This is a genomic window from Pseudomonas sp. NFX71 (assembly GCF_048079215.1).
GTDB lineage: Bacteria > Pseudomonadota > Gammaproteobacteria > Pseudomonadales > Pseudomonadaceae > Aquipseudomonas > Aquipseudomonas fluorescens_B.
The window spans coordinates 805,344-831,066 of sequence record NZ_CP182230.1 but is presented as its reverse complement, the minus strand read 5'-3'; the positions used below and the strand labels follow the sequence as shown (position 1 = coordinate 831,066).

Genomic DNA, 25,723 nt, shown 5'->3' with positions numbered 1-25,723 from the left:
CGATGAGCGCGCCGAGCTTTCTTGATCAATCCTTGTTCAATGAACTGGCCGGGAAGGCTGCGGTAAATCCACGTGGGCGCCAGCATCACAACTTCCATCGGATGGAAGACGCTTGCCATCGCATGGCGGTGGGTCTGCAGCCGTCCACGTACATTCCGCCTCATCGGCATCTGTGTGAGAACAAGGCTGAAACCTTGTTGGTCCTCAAAGGGCGGCTTGGTCTGCTGATTTTCGATGAGTCTGGTGTGGTGGTGCGCAAGCAGATTCTGCAGGCTGGTGGCGATTGCGTGGGTGTTGACCTGCCAACCGGTGTGTTCCATGGCCTGGTGGTGCTGGAAGCCGACAGCCTGATGTTCGAGTGCAAGGCCGGCCCTTATCGTCCCGTCGGTGAGGGAGAGCTTGCTCACTGGGCGCCGCGCGAAGGCGAGCCGGGTGTGGCTGAATATCAGGCGTGGATGCGCGCGCAGTTCGCCTGAAGCGCGCTCAGTTTTCCCCGGCCAGCCAGCGTTCGCTTTTGCGACGAGCCTGTTCCAGGTTGTTCACGTAGGCCAACTGACGCTGCTCCCGATGGATACCCGCGCGTCTGAGCTTCAGGCGCACCCGCGGGGAGGTCGCCACCAGAATCAGGCCAATGCCGTCCGTGCGGTAATCCCTGAGGATATTGTCGAAGGCCGCCAGCGCCGTCATGTCCAGCATGGGCACGGCGCTCATCTCGACGATCACCACTTTGACCTCCGGACTGAATTTGCGCAGGACTCCCAAGGCCTTTTCGGCCGCACCGAAAAACAACGGCCCGCGTATCGCGTAGCAACGAACGTGCGCCGGCATGTCCTGCAAGGCTTGATGGTAGGCGCGTGGCAGTTCGGCGGTGTCCGTCAGATCGCTCATGCGCTTGATAAACAACCCGGCGGCCAGCAACAGGCCGACACCGACGGCCATTACCATGTCGAATAACACCGTCAGGCTCAGGCAGGTCAGCAAGACCAGCACATCGCTGCGGGGCGCGATGCGCAGTGTATGCAGCACGTGCCGGGCTTCGCTCATGTTCCACGCCACCATGACCAGCAATGCGGCCAGCGCAGCCATCGGCAGGTAGCTGAAAAGCGGTGCGAGCACCAGTATCGCCATCAGTACCACCGCGCTGTGAATAATGGCGGCCAATGGCGAAAAGGCTCCGCTGCGCACATTGGTGGCGCTTCGGGCGATCGCAGCCGTGGCGGTAATGCCGCCGAACAACGGTGCGATCAGGTTGCCCAGGCCCTGGCCCAGCAGTTCGGCGTTGGGGTCGTGTTTGCTGCCGGTCATGCCATCCGCCACCACCGCACACAACAAGGACTCGATGGCACCGAGCATGGCAATGGCGAACGCCGGCGCCATTAATTGACGGATCAAGTCGTAGGACAGGTGCAGCGGCTGGCCGTCGGGACCGGGTAGATTCCACGGCCAATCGAAGCTCGGCAGGAACGGTGGAATGCCGGGATGGCTGACGCCCTCGACCATGTAGCTGAAACGCTCACCCAAGGTCGCCACCGCCAACCCGCCGTGTTCCAGCGCCAACCCCAGGAGGGCGCCGACGGTCAGCGCCACCAGATGCCCCGGGATCCTCGGTACCCACCGTGGCCAGACAATCAGAACGGCCAGGCAGGCGATACCGATGATCCCGTCCCCGAGCCGAGCGGTGGGCAACGCGAGAATCAGTACACCCAGCTGTTCGATGTAGTGTTCTGCCTGGCTGGGGGTGTTCAGGCCCAGCAAATCCTTCAATTGCAGGGTGGCAATGACAATGCCGATCCCGGCGGTAAAGCCCAGCGTGACCGGATACGGAATGTACTGAATCAACCGCCCGGCGCGAATCAGTCCCAGGGCAATGAGGATGACGCCGGCAAGCATGGTGCAGAGCAGCAAGCCGCCCAGGCCATATTGTTGGGTGATGGGCAGCAGGATGACCACGAACGCGGCGGTCGGCCCACTGACATTGAAACGCGAACCGCCGGTGAGAGCGATCAGGGGCGCGGCGATCAGTACCGTATACAACCCTTGCTGGGGCGGTACACCTACGGCAATCGCCAGGGCCATGGCCAATGGGATGGCGATAATCCCTACCGTCACTCCGGCACTGATGTCGCCGCGTAAGCGTCTGAGGGTGTAGCCGGCGTGCCAGGTCTGACGCCAGGCGGCGAATAACGGGGGAACGGAGAACGACATGAGCACTCCACGGTAGACGGTGCACCATTGATCGACGGCTGAAAGCTCTTCCAGCATGGCCAGCTTGGTACTGCGAAGTATTGACCCATATCGCTAATTCGCGCAGATGATCCTCATGCTAGAGTGCTCCGCTTCGCCCTGGGAGCCCGTCATGAGCCTTTTGATCCGCAGCTGCGCCGCCCTGTTGCTGACCCTCAGCCTGCCCCTGGCCGCCGCGCCGACGCCGATGCATGCGCAGTTTCTGCCACCGGACGACCTGACCCTGCGTGACGCCGAACCCGAGCAGCAACAACTGCTGCAGGTCACCGAATATTCGGTGGTGGTCGGCAGTCAGCGCCAGTCCACCCAACAACCGATCCCGGTGACGTCTCCGTTGCTGATCCGCCTCAAGGGCAAACCCTTGAACAAGGGCGCGACCATCAATCAGGTACTGGTCAACTTCGATGGCGAGAGCAAAAGCCTGAAAAAGCCGATCTACGACGACAAAAGCAAAACCCTGACGCTGTTTTATCCGATGGCGCAGTACCGCGTGGTGATCGACTTGTTGCGCAATGACACGGTGTATTGCCAGTTCCTCAGCTACGCCAATGGCCATGTCTGGGCTGACCTGCACACCGGGGCCGTTCGTCCGCGTTGAGCCCGGCGCCCTGTGAGGGGTAAACTGCCCGCCCCGTGAAATGTCTGCGAGCTGGAGTCGGCAATGCGTAAAGATAAGAAACAAGTGATTGGTGACGAGATCGGCGACGAGCAGATCAAGTTGTTTCTCGATTTCGAACCGGTCGACGCCACTTCGCCGTCCCTGCACAAACTGATCAAGGCCTACCGTGGCCTGCGCATTGACGACTTCGAGCGTTTTCTGACGTTCTTCGTCGAAGCCGGCTACGACGTTGATGGCCAGGATGAACACGGCAAGACCTTCGTTGACCTGATCAAGGATCAGCGCAACGCGGCCGAGTACATCGAACTGATCAACAAGGCTCGCGGCTGATCGTATCCGAAGCGAACCGAATACCTGTGGCGAGGGAGCTTGCTCCCGCTTTAGTGCGCAGCACTCACAAAATCTTCGCCGTTGGCAGAATTTTGGGGCCGCTTCGCTGCCCGGCGGGAGCAAGCTCCCTCGCCACAAGATTGTTTTGCCGCCCATAAAAAAACGCCCCGCTCTCAATGAGAACGGGGCGTTTTTTATGCGCGACGATCAAGCGTAGCTTGGGGTCTCGCTGCTTTCTTCAACCAGTTCCAGCGCGATGTTGTTCTGCGTATTGATCTTGCGATACAGCGCAGCATCGGTTTCCAGAACCTTTTCACGGGCCGGGAAGATTTCCGCCAGTTTGGCCGCCCACTCGCCGGATGCTTTGGCCGGGAAGCATTTCTCGATCAGCTCCAGCATGATCGAAACGGTCACCGACGCGCCTGGCGAAGCGCCGAGCAGTGCAGCAAGGGAGCCGTCCTTGGCCGCGACCAGCTCGGTGCCGAACTGCAGGACGCCGCCCTTTTTCGGGTCTTTCTTGATGATTTGAACCCGTTGGCCGGCCACTTCCAGGCGCCAGTCTTCGGCTTTCGCTTCAGGGTAGAAACGACGCAGGGAATCCAGGCGTTGCTCCATCGACTGCATCACTTCGCTGACCAGGTACTTGGTCAGGTCCATGTTGTTTTTCGCCACGGCCAGCATCGGGCCGATGTTGCCGGCGCGAACCGACATCGGCAGGTCCATGAAGGAGCCGTGCTTGAGGAACTTGGTGGTGAAACCGGCGTAAGGTCCGAACAGCAGGGACTTCTTGCCATCGACCACTCGAGTGTCGAGGTGCGGCACCGACATCGGTGGCGAACCCACGGCGGCCTGGCTATACACCTTGGCCTGGTGGTGTTTGACCACTTCCGGGTTGTCGCAACGCAGCCACTGGCCGCTGATCGGGAAGCCGCCGAAGCCTTTGCTTTCTTCGATGCCCGACGCCTGCAGCAACGGCAATGCCGCACCGCCCGCGCCGAGGAAGACGAACTTCGCGTCGACTTCGCGGGTGTTGCCGCTGTTCACGTCCTTGATGCTGACGGTCCAGCCGCCGTTGTTACGCTTCAGACCGGTCACGCGCTTGCAGTACTTGACCTGGGCATCGGGTGCGCTGGTCAGGTGCTTGAGCAATTGGTTGGTCAGCGCGCCGAAGTTGACGTCGGTGCCGTTCATCACGCGGGTGGCGGCGACGACTTCGTCAGCCGGACGACCAGGCATCATCAATGGCATCCAGTCCGCCATTTTTGCCTTGTCTTCGGTGTATTCCATGTCGGAGAAGGCGTGGTGCTTGCTCAGCACGTTGAAGCGCTCCTTGAGGAAGGACACGCCACTGTCACCTTGCACGAAGCTCAGGTGCGGCACCGGGCTGATAAAGGACTTGCACGAACCGAAGGTGCCTTTTTTGGTCAGGTACGACCAGAACTGCTTCGACACCTCGAACTGGGTGTTGATGTGCACGGCTTTCTTGATGTCGACGGTGCCGTCGGCGGCCTGCGGCGTGTAATTGAGCTCACACAGCCCGGCGTGACCGGTACCGGCGTTGTTCCACGGGTTCGAACTCTCCGCGGCACCGGAATCCATCAGCTCGACGACTTCCAGCTTGATCGCGGGGTCGAGCTCTTTGAGCAGTACTGCGAGGGTGGCACTCATGATGCCGGCCCCAACCAGTACTACGTCGACTGCTTCGTTATGCGCCATTTAACGCGTCTCCAAAATCTGCAGCACCAAATTGTCGGCATGGCTGCCAGGCGTTCCGGGGCGAGTCAGTGATGCCCCTGGTACTCATGGCAGTATCGCCATGTCCGAATCTTCGCAATTTATCGCAACTTCGACGGACGCTACCGGCCGGGTCAATGAGGTCTATGAACTCATTTCAACGCGCGACTGGCAATTCGACTTATGGTCGAGACATCCGTTTGTGCAACCAAATCCGTAGCGGACAGGCTTCAGGCTCCGGTGTTCGAGGAATACTCGGTCCTGTGTCGTTGGGCTGTTCCAGACGCTAATGGTGCATATTCAGACGCAAAACTATTCATTTGCTCGCCACACTCTTGTGAAGTTGTGAAAACCCGTTTTTTTCACGCTCTTTTGAAGACGTGAACCTCAAAAAAGGGCTGCCCCAGCCTGGCACCGTGCCCGGATGGATTGCCGCCATGGGATGCATGACAGGCAAAACGGGCAAACAGCTCAGTGACCGAGCGTAATGACAGCTCTGCAGATTCGCGAAAAGTGGGGGTTTTGCTCAAGGAACAGCAAGCACGCCAGCTTCACTCGATCTGTGTGGGCGGCTCTCTGTGGGCGGTGCGGGGTGCCAATACCGAAGCATTGACGATGCTGCGAGGCCCGATCAGGAGACGTCCTTATAATCGGGGGGAGATTGTATCTAAGAAACGCAGGGAAATGGACGTGTTTAATGACTTTTATTAGGCGTCTGGTCAGGTGGTCAACAGCTGCTGCGCCCGCGCGCGTGGTTTGTGCTGGCTGACACGGGCACTGGCAGGCAGGGGATGGTGCAGCCAGTTGAGGCGGATTTCTTCGATTTCGACCCAGCCATCGCCCATCGGCTGCAGGCTGCACTGCTTGAACGCCTGGCAATGACCATAGCGGTCGAGCAGGGCAAAGCAGCGATGCAATGGGCGCGGAGCGAACAGCGAGATCAGGTGGCGCATGGCAAAGTACCTTCAAGGGGTGACTGTCGTGAAGGTTGTCAAAGCGCCGTGACATGCAAGTGTATGGGCGGTGACATCTGTGTGACAGGAACCGGCTTCCCAAGGGTTTGTCAGACATTTCAGTATTCACTGCGAGGCGCTGGTTACCCGCAGTGGCCCACCGCTATACTGCCGGCCTGTTTGTGCCTGATTCTGGAGAGAAGAGCATGTTGCAACGCCTGTTGTTCGGTTTGATCACTGTGACCAGTTTGACCCTGGTTGGCTGCGCCCACAGCCCGCAACAACTGAACCCGGAGCCGAAGCTGACAACTCAGCTGGCGCCGGTCGGCCATGGTCAGCCAGTGGTGGTGCGTGTGGTGGACGGTCGTCCGTCGCCAACCCTGGGCACCCGTGGCGGTCTGTATCCGGAAACGAGTGCAATCACGGTGCAGGGCGCGCAGATCCTGCCGAAGTTGCAGGCCCAGGCTGAAGCGGCCGTGCGTTTGCTGGGCTTTACCCCGACATCCAATGCGATGAATGCCCCGCAATTGACCGTGACCCTGGCTGAGCTGAAGTATCAGTCGCCGAAGGAAGGCATGTACGTGACCGAGGCGACCATTGGCGCGACCTTCCGCTCCGACGTACAGAACGCCAACCGCCGCTACAGCGGTCGTTACGGTGCGTCGCTGGATCAGCGTTTCGGCATGGCGCCGAATCAGGAAACCAACACCAAGCTGGTCAGCGATGTATTGAGCGACGCATTGACGCGTCTGTTCAAGGACCCGACGATTGGTCAGATTCTCAGCGAGTAATGCGAGCCCCGCAGGAGTTGCCGAAGGCTGCGATCTTTTGATCCTGATCTTCGGCTACTCCCTCAAAAAATCAAAAGATCACAGCCTTCTGCAGCTCCTGCCGGGCAGGATTCTGCGGAGTCAGGCGGCTTGCGAATAAAAATCCAGCACACTCACGCCCGTCAGCAAGTCCGCCTCCGGTAAATCCGCATGTTGATGCCCACCCAGTGCGCAATACACCAGCCAATGGCAATCCTGAACGTTGAAGGCGAGGCTGCCGACGAGGGCTTGTTGTTCGTCGCTTTGAGCGATGAGGTAGAGGCGATCCTGGTTTTCGGCGTGGAGCATGACGGTTTCCGTGTCGGTTTCGATGGGCCGAGAGACTGGCGCATTCAGATGACGAAGCCGTGACGCAGAGCAGGAATCTGCCAAATGGTGAGTTATTTGTCGTAAAGCGGCGGGCAGGAGGGACGGCTTTCGGTAGAATTTGCGCCGCGGTCGTCGGTCCGGCGTTCGCCACACCTGTTTTGACTGAGGTTTGTGATGTCGCTGCATTTGATGACGCTGTTTACCGCCCATCCCGCCAAATTGATCAACTTGCTCGCCTTGCTGTTTGCCTTTCCGGGCAGCTGGTTGCTGCACGCTACGCGTCGCCGCGAACAGCGCGCGCAGGCCAGTCTGGCAGCGCAGCGTCAGAGCCGTCCCAGTGAAGAGCCCGTGCTGGATTGGGCGACCTTGCGCATGAACCGGTTTTTCTATCGTTTCGGTTTTGCCTGCCTGGGCTTGGCGTTGCTGGTGTCGTGGATCAGCACGCGGGTTTGATCCCTTAAAGCAAAAGATCGCAGCCTTCTGCAGCTCCTACATTGATGTTGGATCTGCCGAAGGCTGCGATCTTTTGATCTTGCTGTAAAAACCTACAGCGCCAACCCGGCTTTCACCCGGTACTGATTACGCACCGGTGTGGCGTATTGCAGCACCAGGAAAGGACGATGTTCTTCCGGGCAGGCCTCAAGGCGCCGCTGCCATTCTTCCTGGGCCTTCGCCAGCTCGTCGGCTGCAAACACGTCAGCCGCTTTCGGCACCTGCAACTGCGGATCGGCGTCTTTCCACTGTGCGTACGCCAGGTAGTGCACCGGGAACAAGCGATAACCGCCGAGGATCTGCTTGTCCATTTCGATCGCCAATTGTTTGGTGTCTTCGAACAACTCGGTGATCGGCGCGGCGAAGTTCACGTGGACCCGGCCCTTGTAGCCGGTGATGCCTTTGGCGATGCTGACGTCGTCTTCGCCCGGCACCTTGGTGTAGCTGCCGGTGGTGGCTCGGATGTAGAGCTCGCGGGCCTTGGCCTGGTCGCACGGGTCGTATTCGTAGCTGATCGACACCGGAGTGACGTTCAGCGAGCGGATGACTTCGCCGAACGGTTCATCCTTGCGACTCATGTGGAACATCTTGAGGATCGCTGACTCGGTGCGGTCGTCGCCGTCCTTGGCCCGGCCTTCGGCCTGAGCGATCCAGATCGACGCGCAATCGTTGCGGATCGAGTGGTTGATGTAGGCCGACAATAGCTGATAGGCCGCCATTTTCTCTCGGCGACCGGTGATCGAACGGTGCACGATGAAACTTTTGTTCAGGCGCATCAGGTCGCTGACGAAGGGTTTCTGCAGCAGGTTGTCGCCAATGGCGATGCGCGGTGTCGGCAGGCCGGCGTGGTACACGGCATAGTTGACGAAGGCCGGGTCCATGACGATGTCGCGGTGGTTGGCGATGAACAGGTAGGCGCTACCGGACTTGAACTGCTCGACGCCGGTGTACGTCACCCCGTCCGTGGCGCGTTCGATGGTGTGGTCAACGTAATACTCGACTTTGTCCTGCAGTGTGGCCACCGAATTGATGCCGGCGAACTCACGGCGCAACCGATGAGCTATAAGAGGTTTGAGCATCCAGCCGAAAGCACCGGCGAAACGCGGGAAGCGGAAGTGGGTGAGGATATCTAGAAACGCCTTGTCGCCGAGCAATCGTGCCAGCACCGCTGGGACTTCGCTGTCGTCGTAAGGTCGGATGGCATCGAATTCGCCCATCATGCTCTCTTGTTAGAAACGGCTAGGGTAAGTAAAGGTTTTGATCGAAAACCAACGGGGCACGGTCTGAAAAGGTAGCCAGACAAAAATAGCCCTGCAAATAGACCGGCGATTATACGCACAAGTCACCCTGGAGACCGCGATGCTGGAAACCGAGCGCTACGAATGTCCGTATTGTGGTGAAGAGGCCGAGGCGGTGCTGGATTTGTCCGGTGGCGATCAGACCTATATCGAAGACTGTCCGGTGTGTTGCCGCCCCATCACGTTTGTCCTGCAGACTGATGGTCAGGAATGGTTACTTGAAGTTCACAGCGAAAACGAATGAAGGGGCGCTCCATGCAGCGAATCTATGAACCGGAAAACCTGATGGAAGGCGAGCTGCTGCAAGGCATGCTGGCCAGCGAGGGCATCGAGGCGCATCTGGTCGGGCGTGATTTGCTCGGTGGCAGCGGGGAGTTGCCCATTTTCGGTCTGTTGGGGTTGTCGGTCGACAATGACCAGGCCGAATACGCCCGCGAGTTGATCGCCGCGTACAATGCCGCGCTGCCGCTACCCGGCGATGAGCCGGAAAGCTTTCCCGGCACGCTGGTCTGTTAGGCTGACGTTCGTTTTATCAAGAGTCGTGTTGCCCCATGTGTGGACGTTATGCCCTGTTTCGCTGGAACCCCGCCTTCGCGACCCTGCCTGGCTTCCCTGCCGATCAGCAGGCCCAGTGGAATATTTCCCCAAACGATTCGGTGTTGATGCTGCGTGCCGGCGCCGACGGCCAACGCGAGTTGGCCCGTGCGCGCTGGGGTTTGACGCCGCCGTGGCTGACCGATCTGTCCCGCACGCCGGCCCATGCCCGGGCCGAAACCGTGGCCGAGCAACCGATGTTCCGTCAGGCCCTGCGCGAGCGCCGGTGCCTGCTGCCGGCCAACGGTTTTTACGAATGGCGCGGCACGACGCGCAAGCGGCCGTACTGGTTGACTCCGGGGGAGGGCTCGACGCTGTTTTTTGCGGCGATCTGGGAAGCGTATCCGGTGCAGGAGCAAGTGTGGTTGAGCACGGCAGTGATCACGCAACCGGCGGCGAGTCAGCGTCGGCCGTTGATTCTGGATGCAGCGGGGCAGGAGGCGTGGCTTGATCCCGAGACGCCTTTGCATGTGTTGCAGGGGTTGTTGGCCAGTGAACCCGCTGCGTTGCGCGAGCGGGTGTTGGCGAATCTGGTGAATGATCCGAAGTTGAACGGGCCGGAGTGTTTGACCCCAGGTTAAGTGGTCTCATCAAAAAGATCGCAGCCTGCGGCAGCTCCTACATTAGGTAGGCGTATACCCTTACCCTGTAGGAGCTGCCGCAGGCCGCGATCTTTTGATCTTGCTCTTAAACCTCAAACCTTGAACTGGTTGATCAACCGCCGCTGCTGTTCCGCCAGCTTGGTCAGGTCCGCACTCGCCGCGCTCGATTCATCCGCCCCACCGGCCACTTCATTGGCCACTTGCCCAATGTTGATCACGTTACGGTTGATGTCATCCGCCACCGCGCTCTGTTCTTCGGCCGCACTGGCAATCTGCGTGTTCATGTCGTTGATCACCGACACCGCCTGAGTGATCGCATCCAGCGCTTCGGCGGCTTTCGCGGCGTGCTGAACACTTTCATCGGTACGGTTCTGGCTGTCCTCCATGACCCGCACCACATCGCGCGTGCCTTGTTGCAGTTGCTGGATCATGGTCTGGATTTCTTCGGTGGCCTTCTGGGTTTTCTGCGCCAGGTTGCGCACTTCATCGGCCACCACTGCAAAACCGCGGCCCTGTTCACCGGCGCGTGCCGCTTCGATGGCCGCGTTCAAGGCCAGCAGGTTGGTCTGCTCGGCGATCCCGCGAATGGCCGTGAGGATCGCGTTGATGTTCTCGCTGTCCTTGGCCAGGGTTTGCACCACGCTGACAGCCTTGCCGATTTCCACTGCCAGCACACCGATCGAATTCGATGTGTCCCGCACGATCTGTTTGCCCTGCGCCGCCGCCTGATCCGCATGACTGGCCGCTTGCGCCGCCTGGGTCGCGTTGCGCGCCACGTCCTGGGCGGTGGCGGTCATTTCATGTACCGCCGTGGCGACCTGATCGATCTCGACCATTTGTTTCTGCACGCCGATGTTGGTGCGAATGGCGATGTCGGCGGTGTGCTCCGACGAATCGCTGACGCTCTGCACCGACGTCACGACCTGAGTGATCATCGCCTGCAACTTGGCGAGGAAGGTATTGAAGCCTTTGGCGATCGAGCCCAGTTCGTCGGCACGATCACTGGTCAGGCGACGGGTGAGGTCACCTTCGCCTTTGGCAATGTCGTCGAGCATGGCGACCATCTGTTTAAGTGGCCGGGCAATGCCGTGGCCCACCAGCCAGATCACCAGCAGACCGATGCCGGCAATCAGCAGGCCAACCATGGCCATGCCGAAGGTGTCGGATTTGCGCTGTGTGTCGAGGTCGGCCTGGAGTTTTTGCAGGTCGGCCATCACCGCGTTCAGCGGCAGTTGCAGCATCAGGGTCCAGCGGGCGTCGGTCTGGCCGATGCCGAATGGCAGGTACAACTCGATCCGGCCCTGAGCTTTGTCGACGGTGTAGGTCACTTCGCCTCGCTTGAGATTGGCCATGTTGGCGATCTGTTGGCTATCGAGGATGTCGCTGACCTTCTCGCCGAATTTGCTCGGGTCCTTGGTGTAGGCCACGATCCGGCCGTTGCTGCCGATCAGGGCCATGACGCCCGAGCCGTTGTACAGCTTCTGGTTCGCGCCCAGCAGCATTTCCTGGATGAAATTCACCGACAGGTCGGCGCCGACGATGCCCTGGAACGCACCGTTGAGCATGATCGGTTCAATAAAGGAGGCGAGCATGACGATCTTGTCGCCGACCTTGTAGGGCGCCGGATCGATCACGCAGGATTTTTTGGTTTCTTTCGAGCACAGGTAGTACTCGCTGGCGCGCACCCCGGTGGACAGGGTTTTCTGGTCGTCGACGTCCACCAGTTTGTCCAGGCCCAGAGTGCCGTCTTCGTTGCGGAACCACCATGGCAGGAAGCGGCCGTTGCTGGGGTCGATCCCTACCACCTTGGTGCCGACGTAAGCCGCATCGTTGTGATCGAGTGCGTCTTTTTCCCAGCCAATGTAAGTCCCGAGGATTTTCGGGTTTTTGGCGACGTTTTCCTTGATCAGGCTGATCAATTGCTCGCGGCTCAGGCTCAGTTGCGGCTGGCCGTCGGCGCCTGGCGTGCCGATCAGGGCGTTGACCCGCACCAACCCGCCGGCAATCAGCAGGGGAGCCTCGAGTTCGCGCTGGATCTGGCTGACCTGGGTTTGCGCCAGGGACGTCAGGCGCTGTTCGATGACTTGCTCGAATTGCGCCTGGGTCCGCTCCTGGACCATGTCTTGGGTCCGGGCACCGGAAAACAGGGCGTAAAGCACCAGTGCCGCCACGACGCTTAAAACGATGGCGCCGGCCAGGGCCGCCACGGAAAACTGGATCGACTTGAATTTCATGGGTGCTCCGCACGCAAGAGGACATCTGCGGTGCTGTATCGGCACGCGGTTCGAGGGCCATGAGCGAGGCAGGGTGAAATGGCTGTTTTGGAGTGGTAGATGTCGCAAATGAATCATTGCGGGCCGTTACACGCCGCGGCGGGGGAGGTTATGTGAATTTTTTCCTACGGCGATGAGAGCTTTATCCGAAATATGCGTCTGAATGTCTGTTGTATCTGGCGTCGATACATTTCCCCGCCTAGGATACCCGGCATGTTTTCAGGGAGTTTTTTGATGAACAAGCGATTGGTTTTGTGTGCTCTGAGTGCGGGTCTGTTGCTCGCCGGTTGTCAGTCGGTCAACACCACCAGCGGCGGCGCCGTGGGTGTGGAGCGCAAACAGTACATGTTCAGTATGTTGTCCACGGACGAAGTCAACCAGATGTACGCCCAGTCGTACCAGAAGACGGTCGGCGAAGCGACCAGCAAAGGTGTGCTGGACAAGACCAGCAACGATGCCAAGCGCATCCAGGCGATCGCCAATCGGCTGATTGCCCAGGCGCCGGTTTTCCGTCCGGATTCGGCCCAGTGGAAATGGGAAGTCAACCTGATCAAGAGCGACGAACTCAACGCCAACTGCGGGCCTGGCGGCAAGATCATTTTCTACACCGGGCTGATTGACAGCCTGAAACTGACCGACGATGAAATCGCCGCGATCATGGGCCATGAAATCGCCCACGCCCTGCGCGAGCACGGTCGTGAAGCGATGTCCAAGGCCTACGGCATCGAAATGGCCAAGCAGGGCGCCGGTGCCTTGTTCGGTCTGGGTCAGGACAGCCTGGCGCTGGCCGACACCGTGGCCAACTACGGCATGACGTTGCCCAACAGCCGCTCAAATGAAAACGAAGCTGATCTGATCGGCCTGGAATTGGCGGCTCGCGCCGGCTACAACCCGAATGCCGCGATCACCCTGTGGAACAAGATGAGCAAGGCCTCGGAAGGTTCGCCACCGGAGTTCATGAGCACTCACCCAGCGTCGTCCAGTCGGATTGCTTCGTTGCAGGCAGCGATTCCGAAGGTGATGCCGTTGTACGAGAAAGCGCCTAAATCCTGATGTAGATAAGGCTTTTGTGGCGAGGCAGCTTGCTCCCGCTGGGGCTGCAAGGCAGCCCCATTTCAGATGAGCGCGTTTTTGTCGCTCATCCGAATTTACGGCTTCTACGCAGCGAGCGGGAGCAAGCTCCCTCGCCCGTCATACCCACCCACTGCTCTGCATCGCCTTGTACACCGCGACAATCGCCAGGACGAAAAACGCCGACGCCGCCAGTCGACGGATCAACGTCAAGGGCAGTTTGTCCGCCGCAAAGTTACCCGCCAGTACCACTGGCACGTTGGCAATCAACATCCCGGCGGTGGTGCCGATGATCACCAGCCATAGCTCAGGGTATTGCGCGGCGAGCATCACGGTAGCGACTTGAGTCTTGTCGCCCATTTCGGCCAGAAAGAACGCAATCAGTGTCGTCAGGAACGGCCCGAACTTGCGGGCGGTGCTGGCTTCGTCGTCATCCATCTTGTCCGGCACCAGGGTCCACAACGCCGTCGCGGTGAAGCTTGCGGCGAGAATCCAGTGCAACATCGCATCCGAGAAGAAACCTCCGACCCAGGCGCCTACCGCACCGGCTGCCGCGTGGTTGGCCAGGGTGGCGGCGACGATGCCGGCAATGATCGGCCACGGTTTGCGAAAGCGGGCAGCGAGAATGAGTGCGAGCAGTTGCGTCTTGTCGCCGATTTCGGCCAAGGCAACGATTGCGGTGGGAACGAGAAGTGAATCCAGCATCAGGGTTTTCCTAAGGGGCGGGTCGACACGGCTATGACACGTACAGCCTTCCCGCCCCGGGTAAGGTGTTCGTGTCATAGGTCTTGTCAAACCCTGGCGAGCCGTCTGATGCGGACGCTTGGGTCGCATACGCCATGGTCTGAGGACCAAGTATGTTGACGTATGCCGGACGAGCATGGCGCTCGTGGGAGACTACTCCCCTAGGACGGAGCGGATTCTGCCTAGGCGAAACCCGTTAGGCAAGCACTTATTTTTCAGCCGCGTTTGGCCCGGTAGATTCTGAAACCCTGTCCCTCAGCCTTGATCGCACACACGCCCAGGTGCTCTTCGATCAGCGGCTGATACTTCAGGAAGCTATTCGCGACGAGGCGCAGTTCGCCACCGTTTTTCAGATGTTTGGCCGCTTTTCGCAGCAAGTTCTCGGTAGCGAAATAGTCGGTGTGCACGCCGACATGGAACGGCGGGTTGCTCAGAATCGCACTCAAACCCATCGGCGCCGCATCAATGCCATCACCGGTAATGACGTCTGCTTCAAGACCGTTGGCAGCCAGCGTCAGGCGACTGCTGGCGGCCGCAAAAGCGTCCACGTCGAGCAACGTGACCTGATTGTGCGGATAACGACGTTTGACCGCTGCCCCCAACACGCCCGCGCCGCAGCCGAAATCCAGCAAATGACCGCTCGGCAATTTGTCCAGATGCTCCAGCAACAATGCGCTGCCGCGATCCAGGCGACCGTGGCTGAACACGCCCGGCAGGCTGATGACTTTCAACGGGCCTTCGGCCAGCGGCAATTCATAGGTCTGAGCCAGGCTTTCCAGCGACTTGGCCGCTGGCGCGTTGGCCACAGTGACCTGCCAGAGCTGGCAGTGACGCGCGCTGTCGAGCTTGCGCGGTTTGCCGAACGGGTTCAGTTGTTTGGCCGCGCCTTCGATGCCGCTGCGTTTTTCACCCACCAGATACAGCTCGCGACCGGCCAGCCGCGAGGCCAGGGCGTTGAGGATGTAATCGGTAAGGTCCTTGGACTTGGGCAGAAACACCACCGCGGTATCGAACTCGCGCTCGGGCGCGGTCACGCCGAAATGGCTGCGCTCGGCGAAGCGAGCGTCCAGCGCTGCCTGGTCGCCGGCGTGCCAGCACCAGCCATGGGCGTCGGGCAGGCGACCGAGCAAATCATCGGCGGGCAAACCGGCCAGCAACACCGGGCCCTGGAATAACTCGGCCTGACGAAGCAGTACTTCACTGCGCGGATCCATACTCTGCTCCTGTGAAAAAAAGTGCCGCAGTTTATCAACTGACGACCCGCAGCGCCTTACCGCTGAAGTATCCCTGAGCGTTTTCGGTCAATTGGCCAACGATCCGCTGCCGCGCCTCGCGACTGCCCCAGGCGTTGTGCGGTGTGACGATCAAGCGTGGGATGTCGGCAGCGAGTAACGGGTTGCCGGCGGTCGGCGGCTCGACGCTCAGCACGTCGGTGGCGGCGCCGCCCAGGTGGCCGTTGCGCAAGGCATCGGCCAGCGCCTGTTCGTCGATCAAGCCGCCACGGGCGGTGTTGATCACGAAGGCGCCCGGTTTCATCGACGCCAGTTCGCGAGCACCGATGAAATGACGAGTGTGTTCGTTGAGTGGGCAATGCAGGGTCAGCGCATCGATCTGCGGCAACAGCTCATCCAGCGGCAAGCGGTCCGGCCGGGCAGGACGCCCCGGAATCTGCCCGAGCAGCACGCGCATGCCGAAGGCTTCGGCCAGCCGTGCGACCGCGCCACCCAGCTCGCCATGACCGAGCAAGCCCAGGGTTTTGCCTTCCAGTTCAACGATCGGGTAATCCAGCAGGCAGAACTGTTTCGCTTGTTGCCAGCGACCTTCGCCGACCGCTTTCTGATAATCGGTGAGGCGCGTCGCCAGGTTGAGCAGCAACATGATCGTGTGCTGCGCCACCGACGGCGTGCCGTAACCCTGACAGTTGCAGACGGTAACGCCGTGGGCGCGGGCGGCGGCGAGATCGACGTTGTTGGTGCCAGTGGCGGTGATCAGGATCAGCTTCAGCTCGGGGCTGGCGGCAATGGCTGCGGCGTCGATCAGGATTTTGTTGCTGATGGCAACCGTCGCGCCCTTGAGACGTTCGATCACCTGATCCGGCGCGGTCTGCGCGAACAGCTGCAAATCGTCGAAGCAAGCACGCAATGGGCTGAGGTCGAGGTCGCCGAGGTCCAGCGAGGGATGGTCGAGGAAAACGGCGCGGCGAGGGTTCGTCATCAACTGTACCTTTTGTGCATGGAATTGAAGGCGTAATCTGCCGAGCCTACCAGATAGAAACAAATGGTTACTTCGCTGGCTGGTCTGGCACAAAGCCTGTGGCGAGGGAGTTTGCTCCCGCTCGGCAGCGAAGCAGCCGTAAGCCGGATGACGCAATGCGCCTGACAAAACGCGGTCGCCTGAGTTGAGGCAGCTACACAGCCCAGCGGGAGCAAGCTCCCTCGCCACAAAATTGAAGATGGCAAAAAGGTGAGTTCACCTTGAAAATTTTTATTGATCGGCCTGCCCTATAGGAGCCCCCATGTACTGGACCGAGTTCTTGACCGTTGCCCTCATTCACTTGCTGGCCGTAGCCAGCCCCGGCCCGGACTTTGCCGTGGTGGTGCGTGAGAGCGTGACCCACGGTCGTCGCGCCGGCACCTGGACCGCGCTGGGCGTCGGTACGGCGATTTTCCTGCACGTCGGCTATTCGTTGCTCGGCATCGGCCTGATCGTGTCCCAGTCGATTGTGCTGTTCAACGCCTTGAAATGGGCCGCCGCCGCTTACCTGCTGTACATCGGCTTCAAGGCCTTGCGTGCGCAACCGGCCAGACCGGTGGCCGACGACCTGCACCAGGAAGCGGGTGAGCGCACCGCTCGCGGCGCCTTCACCTCGGGTTTCGTGACCAATGGTCTGAACCCCAAGGCCACGTTGTTCTTTCTGTCGTTGTTCACCGTGGTGATCAATCCGCATACACCGCTGTCGGTGCAGGCGGGCTACGGGATTTACCTCGCGGCGGCGACGGCTCTGTGGTTCTGCCTGGTGGCGATGCTGTTCAGTCAGCAACGCGTGCGCGCCGGTTTCGCCCGCATGGGTCACTGGTTCGACCGGACCATGGGCGCGGTGCTGATCGCCATTGGCGTGAAACTGGCCTTTACCGAGATGCATTGATCGCACGATAACCCCTGTAGGCGCAGTCTTCGGCAGCTCCTACAGGACCGGATTGCAGTTGAGTGCTGGCGCAACGCTAGCATTTGCTGGATGTTGCAAATCATTCCTTCGGCTGATTTGGTTGTCATGGAAGGGCACTAGAGTGCTTACTTTCAGTCACGACCGTGCAGTCAGAAAAGGGATTCTTATGTTGCAGACTCGCGTTATCCCCCCAGCCGAAGGCGCTTACCAGTACCCGTTGCTGATCAAACGGCTGCTGATGTCTGGCGCGCGCTATGAGAAAACCCGCGAGATCATCTACCGCGATCAGTTGCGCTACAGCTATCCGACCCTGATCGAACGGGTCGCACGCCTGGCCAACGTACTGACGGCGGCCGGCGTCAAGGCCGGCGATACCGTGGCGGTGATGGACTGGGACAGCCATCGCTACCTGGAATGCATGTTTGCCATCCCGATGATCGGCGCGGTGATCCACACCATCAATGTGCGCCTGTCGCCGGAACAGATTCTCTACACCATGAACCACGCCGAAGACCGCTTCGTGCTGGTCAACAGCGAGTTCGTCGGGCTGTACAACGCGATTGCCGGTCACCTGACCACGGTGGAAAAAACCCTGCTGCTGACCGATCTGCCGGAAAAAACCGCCGACTTGCCGAACCTCGTCGGCGAATACGAGCAATTGCTGGCGGACGCGAGCACGCACTACGACTTCCAGGATTTCGACGAGAACTCGGTTGCGACCACGTTCTACACCACCGGTACCACCGGCAATCCCAAGGGCGTGTATTTCACCCATCGGCAACTGGTGCTGCACACCATGGGTGTGTCGACCATCATGGGCGCCATCGACAGCGTGCGGCTGTTGGGCACTAACGACGTGTACATGCCGATCACTCCGATGTTCCATGTCCACGCCTGGGGTTTGCCATATGTGGCGACGATGCTCGGGCTCAAGCAGGTTTATCCGGGGCGCTACGATCCGGAATACCTGGTGGAGCTGTGGCGCAAGGAAAAGGTCACCTTTTCGCACTGCGTCCCGACCATCCTGCAAATGGTCCTGAATGCCAAGGCTGCGCAAGGCACGGATTTCGCTGGCTGGAAAATCGTCATCGGCGGCAGCGCGTTGAATCGTGCGTTGTACGAAGCGGCCAAGGCCAAGGGCATTCAGCTGACCGCCGCTTATGGCATGTCGGAAACCGGGCCACTGGTTTCGTGCGCGCACCTCAATGACGAGTTGATGGCCGGCACCGAAGACGAGCGCACCACGTATCGAATCAAGGCCGGCGTGCCGGGGCCTTTGGTGGAGGCGGCGATCGTCGACACCGATGGCAACTTCCTGCCTGCCGATGGCGAGACTCAGGGCGAACTGGTGCTGCGCGCGCCGTGGCTCACCGAAGGTTATTTCAATGAGCCGCAAAAGGGCGCCGAGCTCTGGGCTGGCGGCTGGCTGCACACCGGAGACGTGGCGACGCTGGACAGCATGGGCGTGATCGATATTCGCGACCGGATCAAGGACGTGATCAAGACCGGTGGCGAATGGATTTCCTCCCTGGACCTCGAAGACCTGATCAGTCGCCACGCAGCGGTACGCGAAGTAGCAGTGGTGGGCATTGCCGATCCGCAGTGGGGCGAGCGCCCGTTTGCCCTGCTGGTGATCCGCGAGGGCCATGCAATCGGGGCCAAAGAACTCAAGGAACACCTCAAGCCGTTTGTGGAGCTGGGGCACCTGAGCAAGTGGGCTATCCCTAGTCAGATCGCCCTTGTTACTGAAATTCCCAAGACCAGCGTCGGCAAGCTCGACAAGAAACGCATCCGCGTCGACATCACCGAATGGCAAGCCAACAACAGCACCTTCCTCTCGACGCTTTAGCGTCTTCCGGCGTGCCCCAAAAGGGCACGCCAGCCCCACCAAGCAAGCGCTTGGCTTGTGAAATCCGAATTTTCAGCCATCCTTCCCGTGCCGACAGGTGTCGGTCTGGCGAAAGGACTGTTCCAGAGTGGCTGGCAGCTGCAAATCACACTTTAGAGGGATCAAGCAGTACTACCTGCTGGCTATAGTCCGCTCAAGGATTTTTAAGAACGGGGCACACGCACAAAACGGGGCGATGCAACTTTGGAATGATTTCGGGAGGCCTTGGCCCCCGGTCAACCACAGCGTTTTTAAAAGTACTCACTGCCATAACAATAATGCACATGGAGTAGCGTCGATGACATCAGTAAACCAGTTCTGGCGCCGGGCTAAACTGCCCCTGGCTGTCAGTCTTGCCTCTTCGCTCGCCGGGCCCGCATTCGGCGTCAGTTTCAACGTTGGTGAAATCGAAGGTCAGTTCGACTCATCCCTGTCGATTGGTGCCAGTTGGTCTACCGAGAACGCCAACAAGAACCTCATCGGCGTCAACAACGGCGGTCGCGGCCTGTCCCAGACCTCCGATGACGGTCACTTGAACTTCAAGAGCGGGGAAACCTTCTCGAAGATCTTCAAAGGCATCCATGATCTTGAATTGAAATATGGCGACACCGGCATTTTCGTCCGGGGCAAATACTGGTATGACTTCGAACTCAAGGACGAAGACCGTCCGTTCAAGGACATCAGCGACAGCAACCGCAAGGAAGGCGCCAAGTCCTCCGGCGGGCAAATTCTCGACGCCTTCATCTACCACAACTACTCGATTGCCGATGAGCCGGGTTCCGTGCGTCTGGGCAAGCAGGTCGTGAGCTGGGGTGAGAGTACGTTCATCGGCGGCGGCATCAACTCGATCAACCCGATCGACGTTTCCGCGTTCCGCCGTCCAGGTGCCGAGATCAAGGAAGGCCTGATCCCGGTCAACATGTTCTACGTGTCCCAGAGCCTGACCGAGAACCTGTCGACCGAAGCGTTCTATCAACTGGAATGGGACCAGACCGTTACCGACAACTGCGGCACGTTCTTCTCGCAACCGGACGTGATTTCGGATGGCTGCGACCAAAACCTGGCCGTGCTGCGGACCCGTAACGGGCTCAATAGCTCATTGGCGGCCGCGGGGCTGCCGGCGGGGTTTCGTAATGCTGCGATCAACACCCTGTCTGCCCGGGGCGTGACCTGGGGCAACCCGGATGAAGGTGCCGTCGTCCGTCGCGGTCCGGATCGCGATGCACGCGACAGCGGTCAGTTCGGCGTGTCCTTCAAATACATGTTCGAACCGCTGGACACCGAGTTCGGTGGCTATTTCATGAACTACCACAGCCGTGCGCCGATCTTCAGCGGCAAAGGCGCTCCGGCCAGTGCTTACAGCGCGCAAGCTCTGGGTGGCGCACTGGTTGGCGCGGGTATTCCGGGCGCCATTGTGGGGGGGCAGACGGGTCTGGCTGCACAATTACTGCCGTTCCAAGTGGTGGGGAACTCCAGCTATTTCGTCGAGTACCCTGAAGACATTCGCCTGTATGGCTTGAGCTTCTCCACCACGTTGCCTACCGGTACGGCGTGGAGTGGTGAAGTCAGCTACCGTCCGAACGCGCCGGTGCAACTCAACACCACCGACATTCTGTATTCCGGCCTGACGCCATTGAACCCTAACGTTTCCGTGCTGCAAGGACGTCCGGGAGAGGATCAACATGGCTATCGCCGCAAGGAAGTCACTCAGCTCCAGACTACCTTCACGCACTTCTTTGATCAGGTGATGGGTGCCGAGCGCCTGACCCTGGTTGGCGAGGTTGGCTGGACCCACGTCGGCGGCCTGGAAAGCACGTCGAAAGCGCGTTACGGTCGTGACCCGAGCTACGGCCCTGGTCCATTGCCAGGTGGTCAGTGCCAGACATTGAATACCGGCACCCTGGCGGGCGGACCACAAAACAACGTCAATCGCTACTGCGAAAACGATGGTTTCACCACCACAGATTCCTGGGGTTATCGTGCTCGTGCCATTTGGGACTACAACAGCGTGTTCGCCGGTGTAAACCTCAAGCCAAACATTGCCTGGTCCCATGACGTGGACGGCTACTCGCCTGGCCCTGGTGGCAACTTCGAGGAAGGTCGCAAAGCGGTCAGCCTGGGTCTCGACGCCGAGTACCAGAACACCTACACCGCGTCCCTGGCGTACACCAACTTCTTTGACGGCAAGTACACCACTGTGGATGACCGCGACTTCGTTGCGCTCAGCTTCGGCGTGAACTTCTAAGCACTGCATTTTCAGGACGAACACACCTATGAAAACAACAAAGAGTCTGTTCCACGCTGGATTTCTGGGGCTAACGCTGCTGGCGACCAGCGTCATGGCAGCGGTCCCTGCGGCCGAAGCGGACAAGCTGGGCAAGAGTCTGACGCCGATGGGCGCCGAGATGGCCGGCAATGCCGACGGTTCGATTCCGGCCTGGAAGCCGTTGCCGAAAAACGCTGGCGCTGTCGACAGCAAGGGTTTCCTGTCCGACCCGTACGCCAGTGAAAAACCGCTGTTCACCATCACGGCGCAAAACGTCGACCAGTACAAGGACAAGCTTGCTCCGGGCCAGTACGCGATGTTCAAGCGCTACCCGGAAACCTTCAAGATGCCGGTCTACCCGTCCCATCGCGGCGCGACCGTGCCGGATGACGTGTTCGCGGCCATCAAGAAAAACGCCACTGCCACGGAACTGGTGTCCGGCGGCAACGGGCTGAAAAACTTCGAGACAGCCGTACCGTTCCCGATTCCAAAGACCGGCATCGAGGTTATCTGGAACCACATCACCCGCTACCGCGGTGGCAGCGTGACCCGTCTGGTGACTCAGGCCACGCCGCAGCCGAACGGTTCGTACAGCCTGGTGTACTTCCAGGACCAGTTCGTGTTCCGCGACAAGATGAAGGATTACGATCCGGCGAACCCGGGCAACATCCTGTTCTACTTCAAGCAGGAAGTGACCGCGCCGGCGCGTCTGGCCGGTGGTGTGCTGCTGGTGCACGAAACTCTCGACCAGGTGGCGGAACCGCGTTCGGCGTGGGTCTACAACGCCGGTCAACGTCGCGTGCGTCGTGCGCCACAAGTGTCCTATGACGGGCCGGGTACTGCGGCAGACGGCTTGCGTACCTCTGACAACCTGGACATGTACAACGGTGCACCGGATCGTTACGACTGGAAACTCGAAGGCAAGAAGGAGATGTACATCGCCTCCGACAGCTACAAACTCGACGATCCGAAGCTGAAGTACAGCGACATCATCAAGGCCGGTCACATCAACCAGGACCTGGCTCGTTACGAGCTGCGTCGGGTCTGGCATGTCGTGGCAACCTTGAAGGAAGGTCAGCGTCACATCTACGCCAAGCGTGACTTCTACATCGACGAAGACACCTGGCAAGCAGCGGTCATCGATCACTACGACGGTCGTAACCAACTGTGGCGAGTGGCGGAAGCTCACTCCCAGAACTACTTCAACGTTCAAGTGCCGTGGTACACCCTGGAAACCCTGTACGACCTGCAGTCCGGTCGTTACCTGGCACTCGGTATGAAGAACGAAGAGAAGTCGGCGTATAACTTCGGCTTCACCGCCACGACCAGCGACTTCACACCGGCGGCATTGCGTCAGTCCGGGGTTCGATAAGCTGAACTGAACTGAGGCCGCATCCTCGAAAAAAAGCCCCGACTGGTTCGGGGCTTTTTTTTGCGTGTAGACTTTTTGTAGCCATTTGTAGCAATAACCTTCAATACCTCTTCGTTTACCGCTAGTCTGCGGACATCTGCAACGCCGCCAACAGCATTTCAAACAAGAGCCGGCCATGACTGATCTGTCCCCACTCCCGGGCCCCGCAAGCGTTGCCGTCGCGACACTGGACGGCCGTTTCTTTCGGCCACCGCTGCCTGACGGGCACGTGCTGCGGCCTCGTTTATGCGAGCGTCTGAGTGCCGGCCTTGGTGGCAGGCTGTTGCTGGTCAGCGCACCGGCGGGGTTTGGCAAGAGTTCGCTGGCGGTAGAGTTCTGCCAAGGGCTGCCAGCTCACTGGCAAAGTCTGTGGCTGGGGTTGAGTCCGCGAGACAACGACCCCGGCCGATTTCTCGAGCGATTGCTCGAAGGCCTTCAGGATTTTTTCCCGCAATTGGGCAGGCAGTCCCTGGGCCTGTTGAAAATGCGTCAGCGGCATCAGCCGTTTGCCTTCGAAGAATGGCTGGACGGTTTGCTCGACGAGTTGGCCGTGCATTTGTTGCCGACGGCGCCACTGCTGCTGGTACTCGATGATTACCATCTGGCCCAGGGGCCGGTGCTCGATCGTTGCCTGCAATTTTTCCTCAATCATCTTCCCGACGGCTTGCTGGTGATGGTCACCAGTCGCCAGCGTCCGGACTGGCATCTGGCACGCCTGCGCCTGTCGCGGCAATTGCTCGAGTTGCATGAACAGGATCTGCGCCTGACCCACGACGAAGCCTTGACCCTGCTCGATCGACACAGCACCTCCCTGCGCGGCGAAGCGCTGGAGAGCCTGATCCAGCGCAGCGAGGGCTGGGTCGCTGGCTTGCGTTTCTGGTTGCTGGCGGCTTCCGAAGCCGGCTCCGAAGGCGCGTTGCCCCAGTCCCTGCACGGTGGGGAAGGGCTGATTCGCGATTACCTGCTCGAAGAAGTCATCGATTGCCTGCCCGCCGAGGTGCAGGCATTTCTGTATGACACAGCGCCTCAGGAGCGTTTTTGCAGCGAACTGTGCGACGCCGTTCGCGAGGCGCATGACAGTGCCGAGATCCTGGGTTTTCTGCTCGCGCATCAGGTATTCCTGGTACCGCTGGACGAACACGGTCACTGGTATCGTTATCACCACCTGTTTTCCGACCTGCTGCGCACCCGGCCTACCCGTCAGGCAATGGTGCCGGCGGCCAGCCTGCACCTGCGCGCCTGTCGCTGGTTCAATGCCCAGGGCCTGCTCGATGAAGCGGTGGAACAGGCGTTGCGCGCCGGGCACCTGGACGTGGCGGCCAACCTGGTACAGAACCTTTCCGAAGAACAGCTGCTGGCCGAACAGAACGTCGGCATGTTGCTGCGCTGGAAAATGGACTTGCCCGACAGCCTGCTGATCAGCACGCCACGCTTGATCGTGCTCTACAGCTGGGCGCTGGGGCTGGCCTGTCAGCTGGATGCCGCCGAGGAGCTGGCCAGTCACCTGAGCCGCTTCCTGCCGGCGCCGTCGGCCACTGCGCAGAAGTCCATGCTGGCGCAATGGCTGGCCTTGAGCGGGATCATTGCGCGCGGTCGCGGCAATCGCGAATTGACGCTGCTGTATTGCACCGAAGCGCTGGAGAGTCTGCCGTCCAAGCGTTACGGCCAGCGCCTGATGTGCCTTTCAACCCTGTCCAACCTGGCCATTGCCGACGGCGACTTATGGCGGGCGCGCGGCCTGAACCGTGATTCCCTGGAGCTGGCGCAACGGGTGGGCAATCCATTGTTCGAAGCGTTGGCCCATTACGATCGCGCCCGGGTGCTGCAGGCGCGAGGGGAAATCCTGCGTTCGCTGGATGAGGTGCGCCAAGGGCTGCAACGACTGCAAGGTCTGTCGCCGCAACGACTCTATGCCGTACGCGCCCGGCTGACATTGTACGAGGGGTTTCTGCTGGCCCTGCGCCTGCAACCGCAGGCGGCGCAGGTGCGCTTGCAGGCGGGGTTGACTGAAGCTCGTGCCTGCCGGGACATCAGCGTACTGATCGGCCACTGCGTGATCGCCAGGCTCGAAGGCAGCAGCGGTGAATTCGCCAAGGCGTTTGCCGAACTCGCCGAAGCCGAACGGCTGATGCACATCTGGGACGTACCGCCGATCTACTACCTGGCGATGATCACCCTGGTCAAATGCGAACTCTGGCTGGCTCAGGGCCGTACCGATCTGGCGGAGGCCTGGCTGGCGCGACTGGGCCAGACCTACAACGGCGAAAAGCCGGCGGCGCCTCCGGAGTTCCATCCGCAACTGCCGCTGCATATCGAGTTGCAACAGGCCTTGCTGGAGGTCATTCAGGCGCAACCGATGCTGGCCGAGGGGCGATTGAACGCGTTGCTCGAGCATGGTCAGCAATCCGGTCGGCAGTTGCTCAGTGTGATGGCCCTGACACAGAAAACCGAACTGCTCCTTGCGCACAACCGTGAGCCTGAAGCCCGTCAAGCCTTCGCTCAGTCCCTGGAAGCGGCTAGCGGCGGCGCGTTGCAGCCTTTTGACGGTTTGTTGAACAGATACCCTGACTGGGTTCGCGAGCAGCTGCAGAACTGCGCAAAAGCGGCGGTTTCGCAGAGCCTTTCAGAACGGCTCCCCCTTGTCGCTGCACGCATTGCCCCGGAACCCTCACAATCCTGCGAACAGCTCAGCTCCCGCGAACTGTCAGTTCTGAAACTCATTGCCCAAGGCTGCTCGAACCAGGAAATCAGCGACCAGCTGTTTATTTCCCTGCACACGGTTAAAACCCATGCCAGCCACATCAACAGCAAGCTTGGAGTTGAGCGCCGCACGCAGGCTGTGGCACGGGCGAAAGCCTTGGGTGTGTTGGGGTAGTCGAGTTTCGCGCGCACTCAGCCA

General features: G+C 60.0%; 23 protein-coding genes, 1 pseudogene and 1 riboswitch. Of the genes and pseudogenes, 14 read left to right on the top strand and 10 right to left on the bottom strand.

The features are described 5' to 3' along the window. Nucleotides 1-2 precede the first annotated feature (2 nt). On the top strand, nucleotides 3-476 hold the full coding sequence (locus ACM1ZW_RS03775) for a WbuC family cupin fold metalloprotein (protein ID WP_416740179.1): 474 nt from the start codon (nucleotides 3-5) through the stop codon (nucleotides 474-476). 7 nt (nucleotides 477-483) lie between these two features. On the opposite strand, the gene dauA is transcribed toward ACM1ZW_RS03775, so the two are convergent. Next, on the bottom strand, nucleotides 484-2,205 hold the full coding sequence (gene dauA / locus ACM1ZW_RS03770; protein ID WP_414884175.1) for a C4-dicarboxylic acid transporter DauA: 1,722 nt from the start codon (nucleotides 2,203-2,205) through the stop codon (nucleotides 484-486). A 151-nt stretch (nucleotides 2,206-2,356) separates the two neighbouring features. On the opposite strand from dauA, the gene ACM1ZW_RS03765 reads away from it, so the two are divergent. Both ACM1ZW_RS03765 and ACM1ZW_RS03760 read left to right on the top strand, forming a co-directional pair. Continuing rightward, nucleotides 2,357-2,842, top strand: a complete 486-nt coding sequence (locus tag ACM1ZW_RS03765) for a hypothetical protein (protein ID WP_416740178.1) — start codon at nucleotides 2,357-2,359, stop codon at nucleotides 2,840-2,842. 63 nt (nucleotides 2,843-2,905) lie between these two features. Then, nucleotides 2,906-3,193, top strand: a complete 288-nt coding sequence (locus tag ACM1ZW_RS03760) for a PA4642 family protein (protein ID WP_017340729.1) — start codon at nucleotides 2,906-2,908, stop codon at nucleotides 3,191-3,193. Nucleotides 3,194-3,400: 207 nt separating this feature from the next. Here ACM1ZW_RS03760 and mqo read toward each other — a convergent pair whose 3' ends face one another. Continuing rightward, nucleotides 3,401-4,909, bottom strand: coding sequence for a malate dehydrogenase (quinone) (gene mqo / locus ACM1ZW_RS03755; protein WP_017340728.1), 1,509 nt, complete (start codon nucleotides 4,907-4,909; stop codon nucleotides 3,401-3,403). A gap of 737 nt (nucleotides 4,910-5,646) precedes the next feature. Further along, complete coding sequence (locus tag ACM1ZW_RS03750) at nucleotides 5,647-5,880, bottom strand: hypothetical protein (RefSeq protein ID WP_414880529.1); 234 nt, start codon at nucleotides 5,878-5,880, stop codon at nucleotides 5,647-5,649. A 206-nt stretch (nucleotides 5,881-6,086) separates the two neighbouring features. Here ACM1ZW_RS03750 and ACM1ZW_RS03745 point away from each other — a divergent pair, with 206 nt between their 5' ends. After that, a complete protein-coding gene (locus tag ACM1ZW_RS03745) occupies nucleotides 6,087-6,671 on the top strand; it encodes a YajG family lipoprotein (RefSeq protein ID WP_017340726.1) in 585 nt (194 codons plus the stop codon). Between the two features lie 120 nt (nucleotides 6,672-6,791). Here ACM1ZW_RS03745 and ACM1ZW_RS03740 read toward each other — a convergent pair whose 3' ends face one another. Next, nucleotides 6,792-6,998 carry a hypothetical protein gene (locus ACM1ZW_RS03740; RefSeq protein WP_017340725.1) on the bottom strand — a complete coding sequence of 69 codons (207 nt, stop codon included), beginning with the start codon at nucleotides 6,996-6,998 and terminating at the stop codon, nucleotides 6,792-6,794. A gap of 195 nt (nucleotides 6,999-7,193) precedes the next feature. On the opposite strand from ACM1ZW_RS03740, the gene ACM1ZW_RS03735 reads away from it, so the two are divergent. Beyond that, the gene (locus ACM1ZW_RS03735) at nucleotides 7,194-7,472 is read left to right on the top strand and encodes a hypothetical protein (protein ID WP_017340724.1); all 279 of its coding nucleotides are present in this window, start codon (nucleotides 7,194-7,196) and stop codon (nucleotides 7,470-7,472) included. A 92-nt stretch (nucleotides 7,473-7,564) separates the two neighbouring features. Here the strand turns inward: ACM1ZW_RS03735 and ACM1ZW_RS03730 are convergent, their stop codons facing one another. Then, entirely contained in the window at nucleotides 7,565-8,731 is a 1,167-nt protein-coding gene (locus ACM1ZW_RS03730; RefSeq protein WP_414880530.1) for a 1-acyl-sn-glycerol-3-phosphate acyltransferase, read from the bottom strand. Nucleotides 8,732-8,870: 139 nt separating this feature from the next. Between ACM1ZW_RS03730 and ACM1ZW_RS03725 the strand changes: the two genes are divergently transcribed. From ACM1ZW_RS03725 to ACM1ZW_RS03715, 3 genes are read left to right on the top strand one after another with little or no spacing between them, the layout of a single operon-like run. After that, nucleotides 8,871-9,053 carry a CPXCG motif-containing cysteine-rich protein gene (locus tag ACM1ZW_RS03725; protein ID WP_008153387.1) on the top strand — a complete coding sequence of 61 codons (183 nt, stop codon included), beginning with the start codon at nucleotides 8,871-8,873 and terminating at the stop codon, nucleotides 9,051-9,053. 11 nt (nucleotides 9,054-9,064) lie between these two features. Further along, on the top strand, nucleotides 9,065-9,325 hold the full coding sequence (locus tag ACM1ZW_RS03720; protein WP_031319115.1) for a putative signal transducing protein: 261 nt from the start codon (nucleotides 9,065-9,067) through the stop codon (nucleotides 9,323-9,325). 35 nt (nucleotides 9,326-9,360) lie between these two features. After that, nucleotides 9,361-9,984: an SOS response-associated peptidase gene (locus ACM1ZW_RS03715; RefSeq protein WP_414884177.1), complete on the top strand. Its 624-nt coding sequence runs from the start codon at nucleotides 9,361-9,363 to the stop codon at nucleotides 9,982-9,984. A 113-nt stretch (nucleotides 9,985-10,097) separates the two neighbouring features. Here the strand turns inward: ACM1ZW_RS03715 and ACM1ZW_RS03710 are convergent, their stop codons facing one another. Both ACM1ZW_RS03710 and ACM1ZW_RS03705 read right to left on the bottom strand, forming a co-directional pair. Continuing rightward, nucleotides 10,098-10,802 (bottom strand): methyl-accepting chemotaxis protein, encoded by a 705-nt coding sequence (locus ACM1ZW_RS03710; protein ID WP_416740796.1) that lies wholly within the window; start codon nucleotides 10,800-10,802, stop codon nucleotides 10,098-10,100. Nucleotides 10,803-11,000: 198 nt separating this feature from the next. Beyond that, nucleotides 11,001-11,060 (bottom strand): annotated as a pseudogene (locus ACM1ZW_RS03705) (hypothetical protein); the annotation flags it as partial. A 1,452-nt stretch (nucleotides 11,061-12,512) separates the two neighbouring features. Here ACM1ZW_RS03705 and ACM1ZW_RS03700 point away from each other — a divergent pair. Further along, nucleotides 12,513-13,331, top strand: a complete 819-nt coding sequence (locus tag ACM1ZW_RS03700; RefSeq protein WP_017340719.1) for a M48 family metallopeptidase — start codon at nucleotides 12,513-12,515, stop codon at nucleotides 13,329-13,331. Between the two features lie 138 nt (nucleotides 13,332-13,469). Here the strand turns inward: ACM1ZW_RS03700 and ACM1ZW_RS03695 are convergent, their stop codons facing one another. The 3 genes from ACM1ZW_RS03695 to ACM1ZW_RS03685 form a co-directional block, all read right to left on the bottom strand. After that, nucleotides 13,470-14,054, bottom strand: a complete 585-nt coding sequence (locus ACM1ZW_RS03695; protein ID WP_017340718.1) for a TMEM165/GDT1 family protein — start codon at nucleotides 14,052-14,054, stop codon at nucleotides 13,470-13,472. Between the two features lie 89 nt (nucleotides 14,055-14,143). Beyond that, nucleotides 14,144-14,267, bottom strand: a riboswitch (yybP-ykoY riboswitch). Between the two features lie 41 nt (nucleotides 14,268-14,308). Beyond that, a complete protein-coding gene (locus tag ACM1ZW_RS03690) occupies nucleotides 14,309-15,307 on the bottom strand; it encodes a class I SAM-dependent methyltransferase (RefSeq protein ID WP_017340717.1) in 999 nt (332 codons plus the stop codon). A gap of 34 nt (nucleotides 15,308-15,341) precedes the next feature. Beyond that, nucleotides 15,342-16,307 (bottom strand): 2-hydroxyacid dehydrogenase, encoded by a 966-nt coding sequence (locus tag ACM1ZW_RS03685; protein WP_416740177.1) that lies wholly within the window; start codon nucleotides 16,305-16,307, stop codon nucleotides 15,342-15,344. 301 nt (nucleotides 16,308-16,608) lie between these two features. On the opposite strand from ACM1ZW_RS03685, the gene ACM1ZW_RS03680 reads away from it, so the two are divergent. The 5 genes from ACM1ZW_RS03680 (at nucleotide 16,609) to ACM1ZW_RS03660 (ending at nucleotide 25,699) form a co-directional block, all read left to right on the top strand. Further along, nucleotides 16,609-17,238: a LysE family translocator gene (locus ACM1ZW_RS03680; protein ID WP_017340715.1), complete on the top strand. Its 630-nt coding sequence runs from the start codon at nucleotides 16,609-16,611 to the stop codon at nucleotides 17,236-17,238. Between the two features lie 187 nt (nucleotides 17,239-17,425). Next, complete coding sequence (locus tag ACM1ZW_RS03675; protein ID WP_017340714.1) at nucleotides 17,426-19,108, top strand: fatty acid--CoA ligase; 1,683 nt, start codon at nucleotides 17,426-17,428, stop codon at nucleotides 19,106-19,108. A 337-nt stretch (nucleotides 19,109-19,445) separates the two neighbouring features. Then, nucleotides 19,446-21,392: a DUF1302 domain-containing protein gene (locus tag ACM1ZW_RS03670; protein WP_416740176.1), complete on the top strand. Its 1,947-nt coding sequence runs from the start codon at nucleotides 19,446-19,448 to the stop codon at nucleotides 21,390-21,392. A 28-nt stretch (nucleotides 21,393-21,420) separates the two neighbouring features. Beyond that, complete coding sequence (locus tag ACM1ZW_RS03665) at nucleotides 21,421-22,785, top strand: DUF1329 domain-containing protein (protein WP_416740175.1); 1,365 nt, start codon at nucleotides 21,421-21,423, stop codon at nucleotides 22,783-22,785. A gap of 175 nt (nucleotides 22,786-22,960) precedes the next feature. Beyond that, the gene (locus ACM1ZW_RS03660) at nucleotides 22,961-25,699 is read left to right on the top strand and encodes a LuxR C-terminal-related transcriptional regulator (protein ID WP_414884180.1); all 2,739 of its coding nucleotides are present in this window, start codon (nucleotides 22,961-22,963) and stop codon (nucleotides 25,697-25,699) included. The last annotated feature ends 24 nt before the right edge of the window (nucleotides 25,700-25,723 follow it).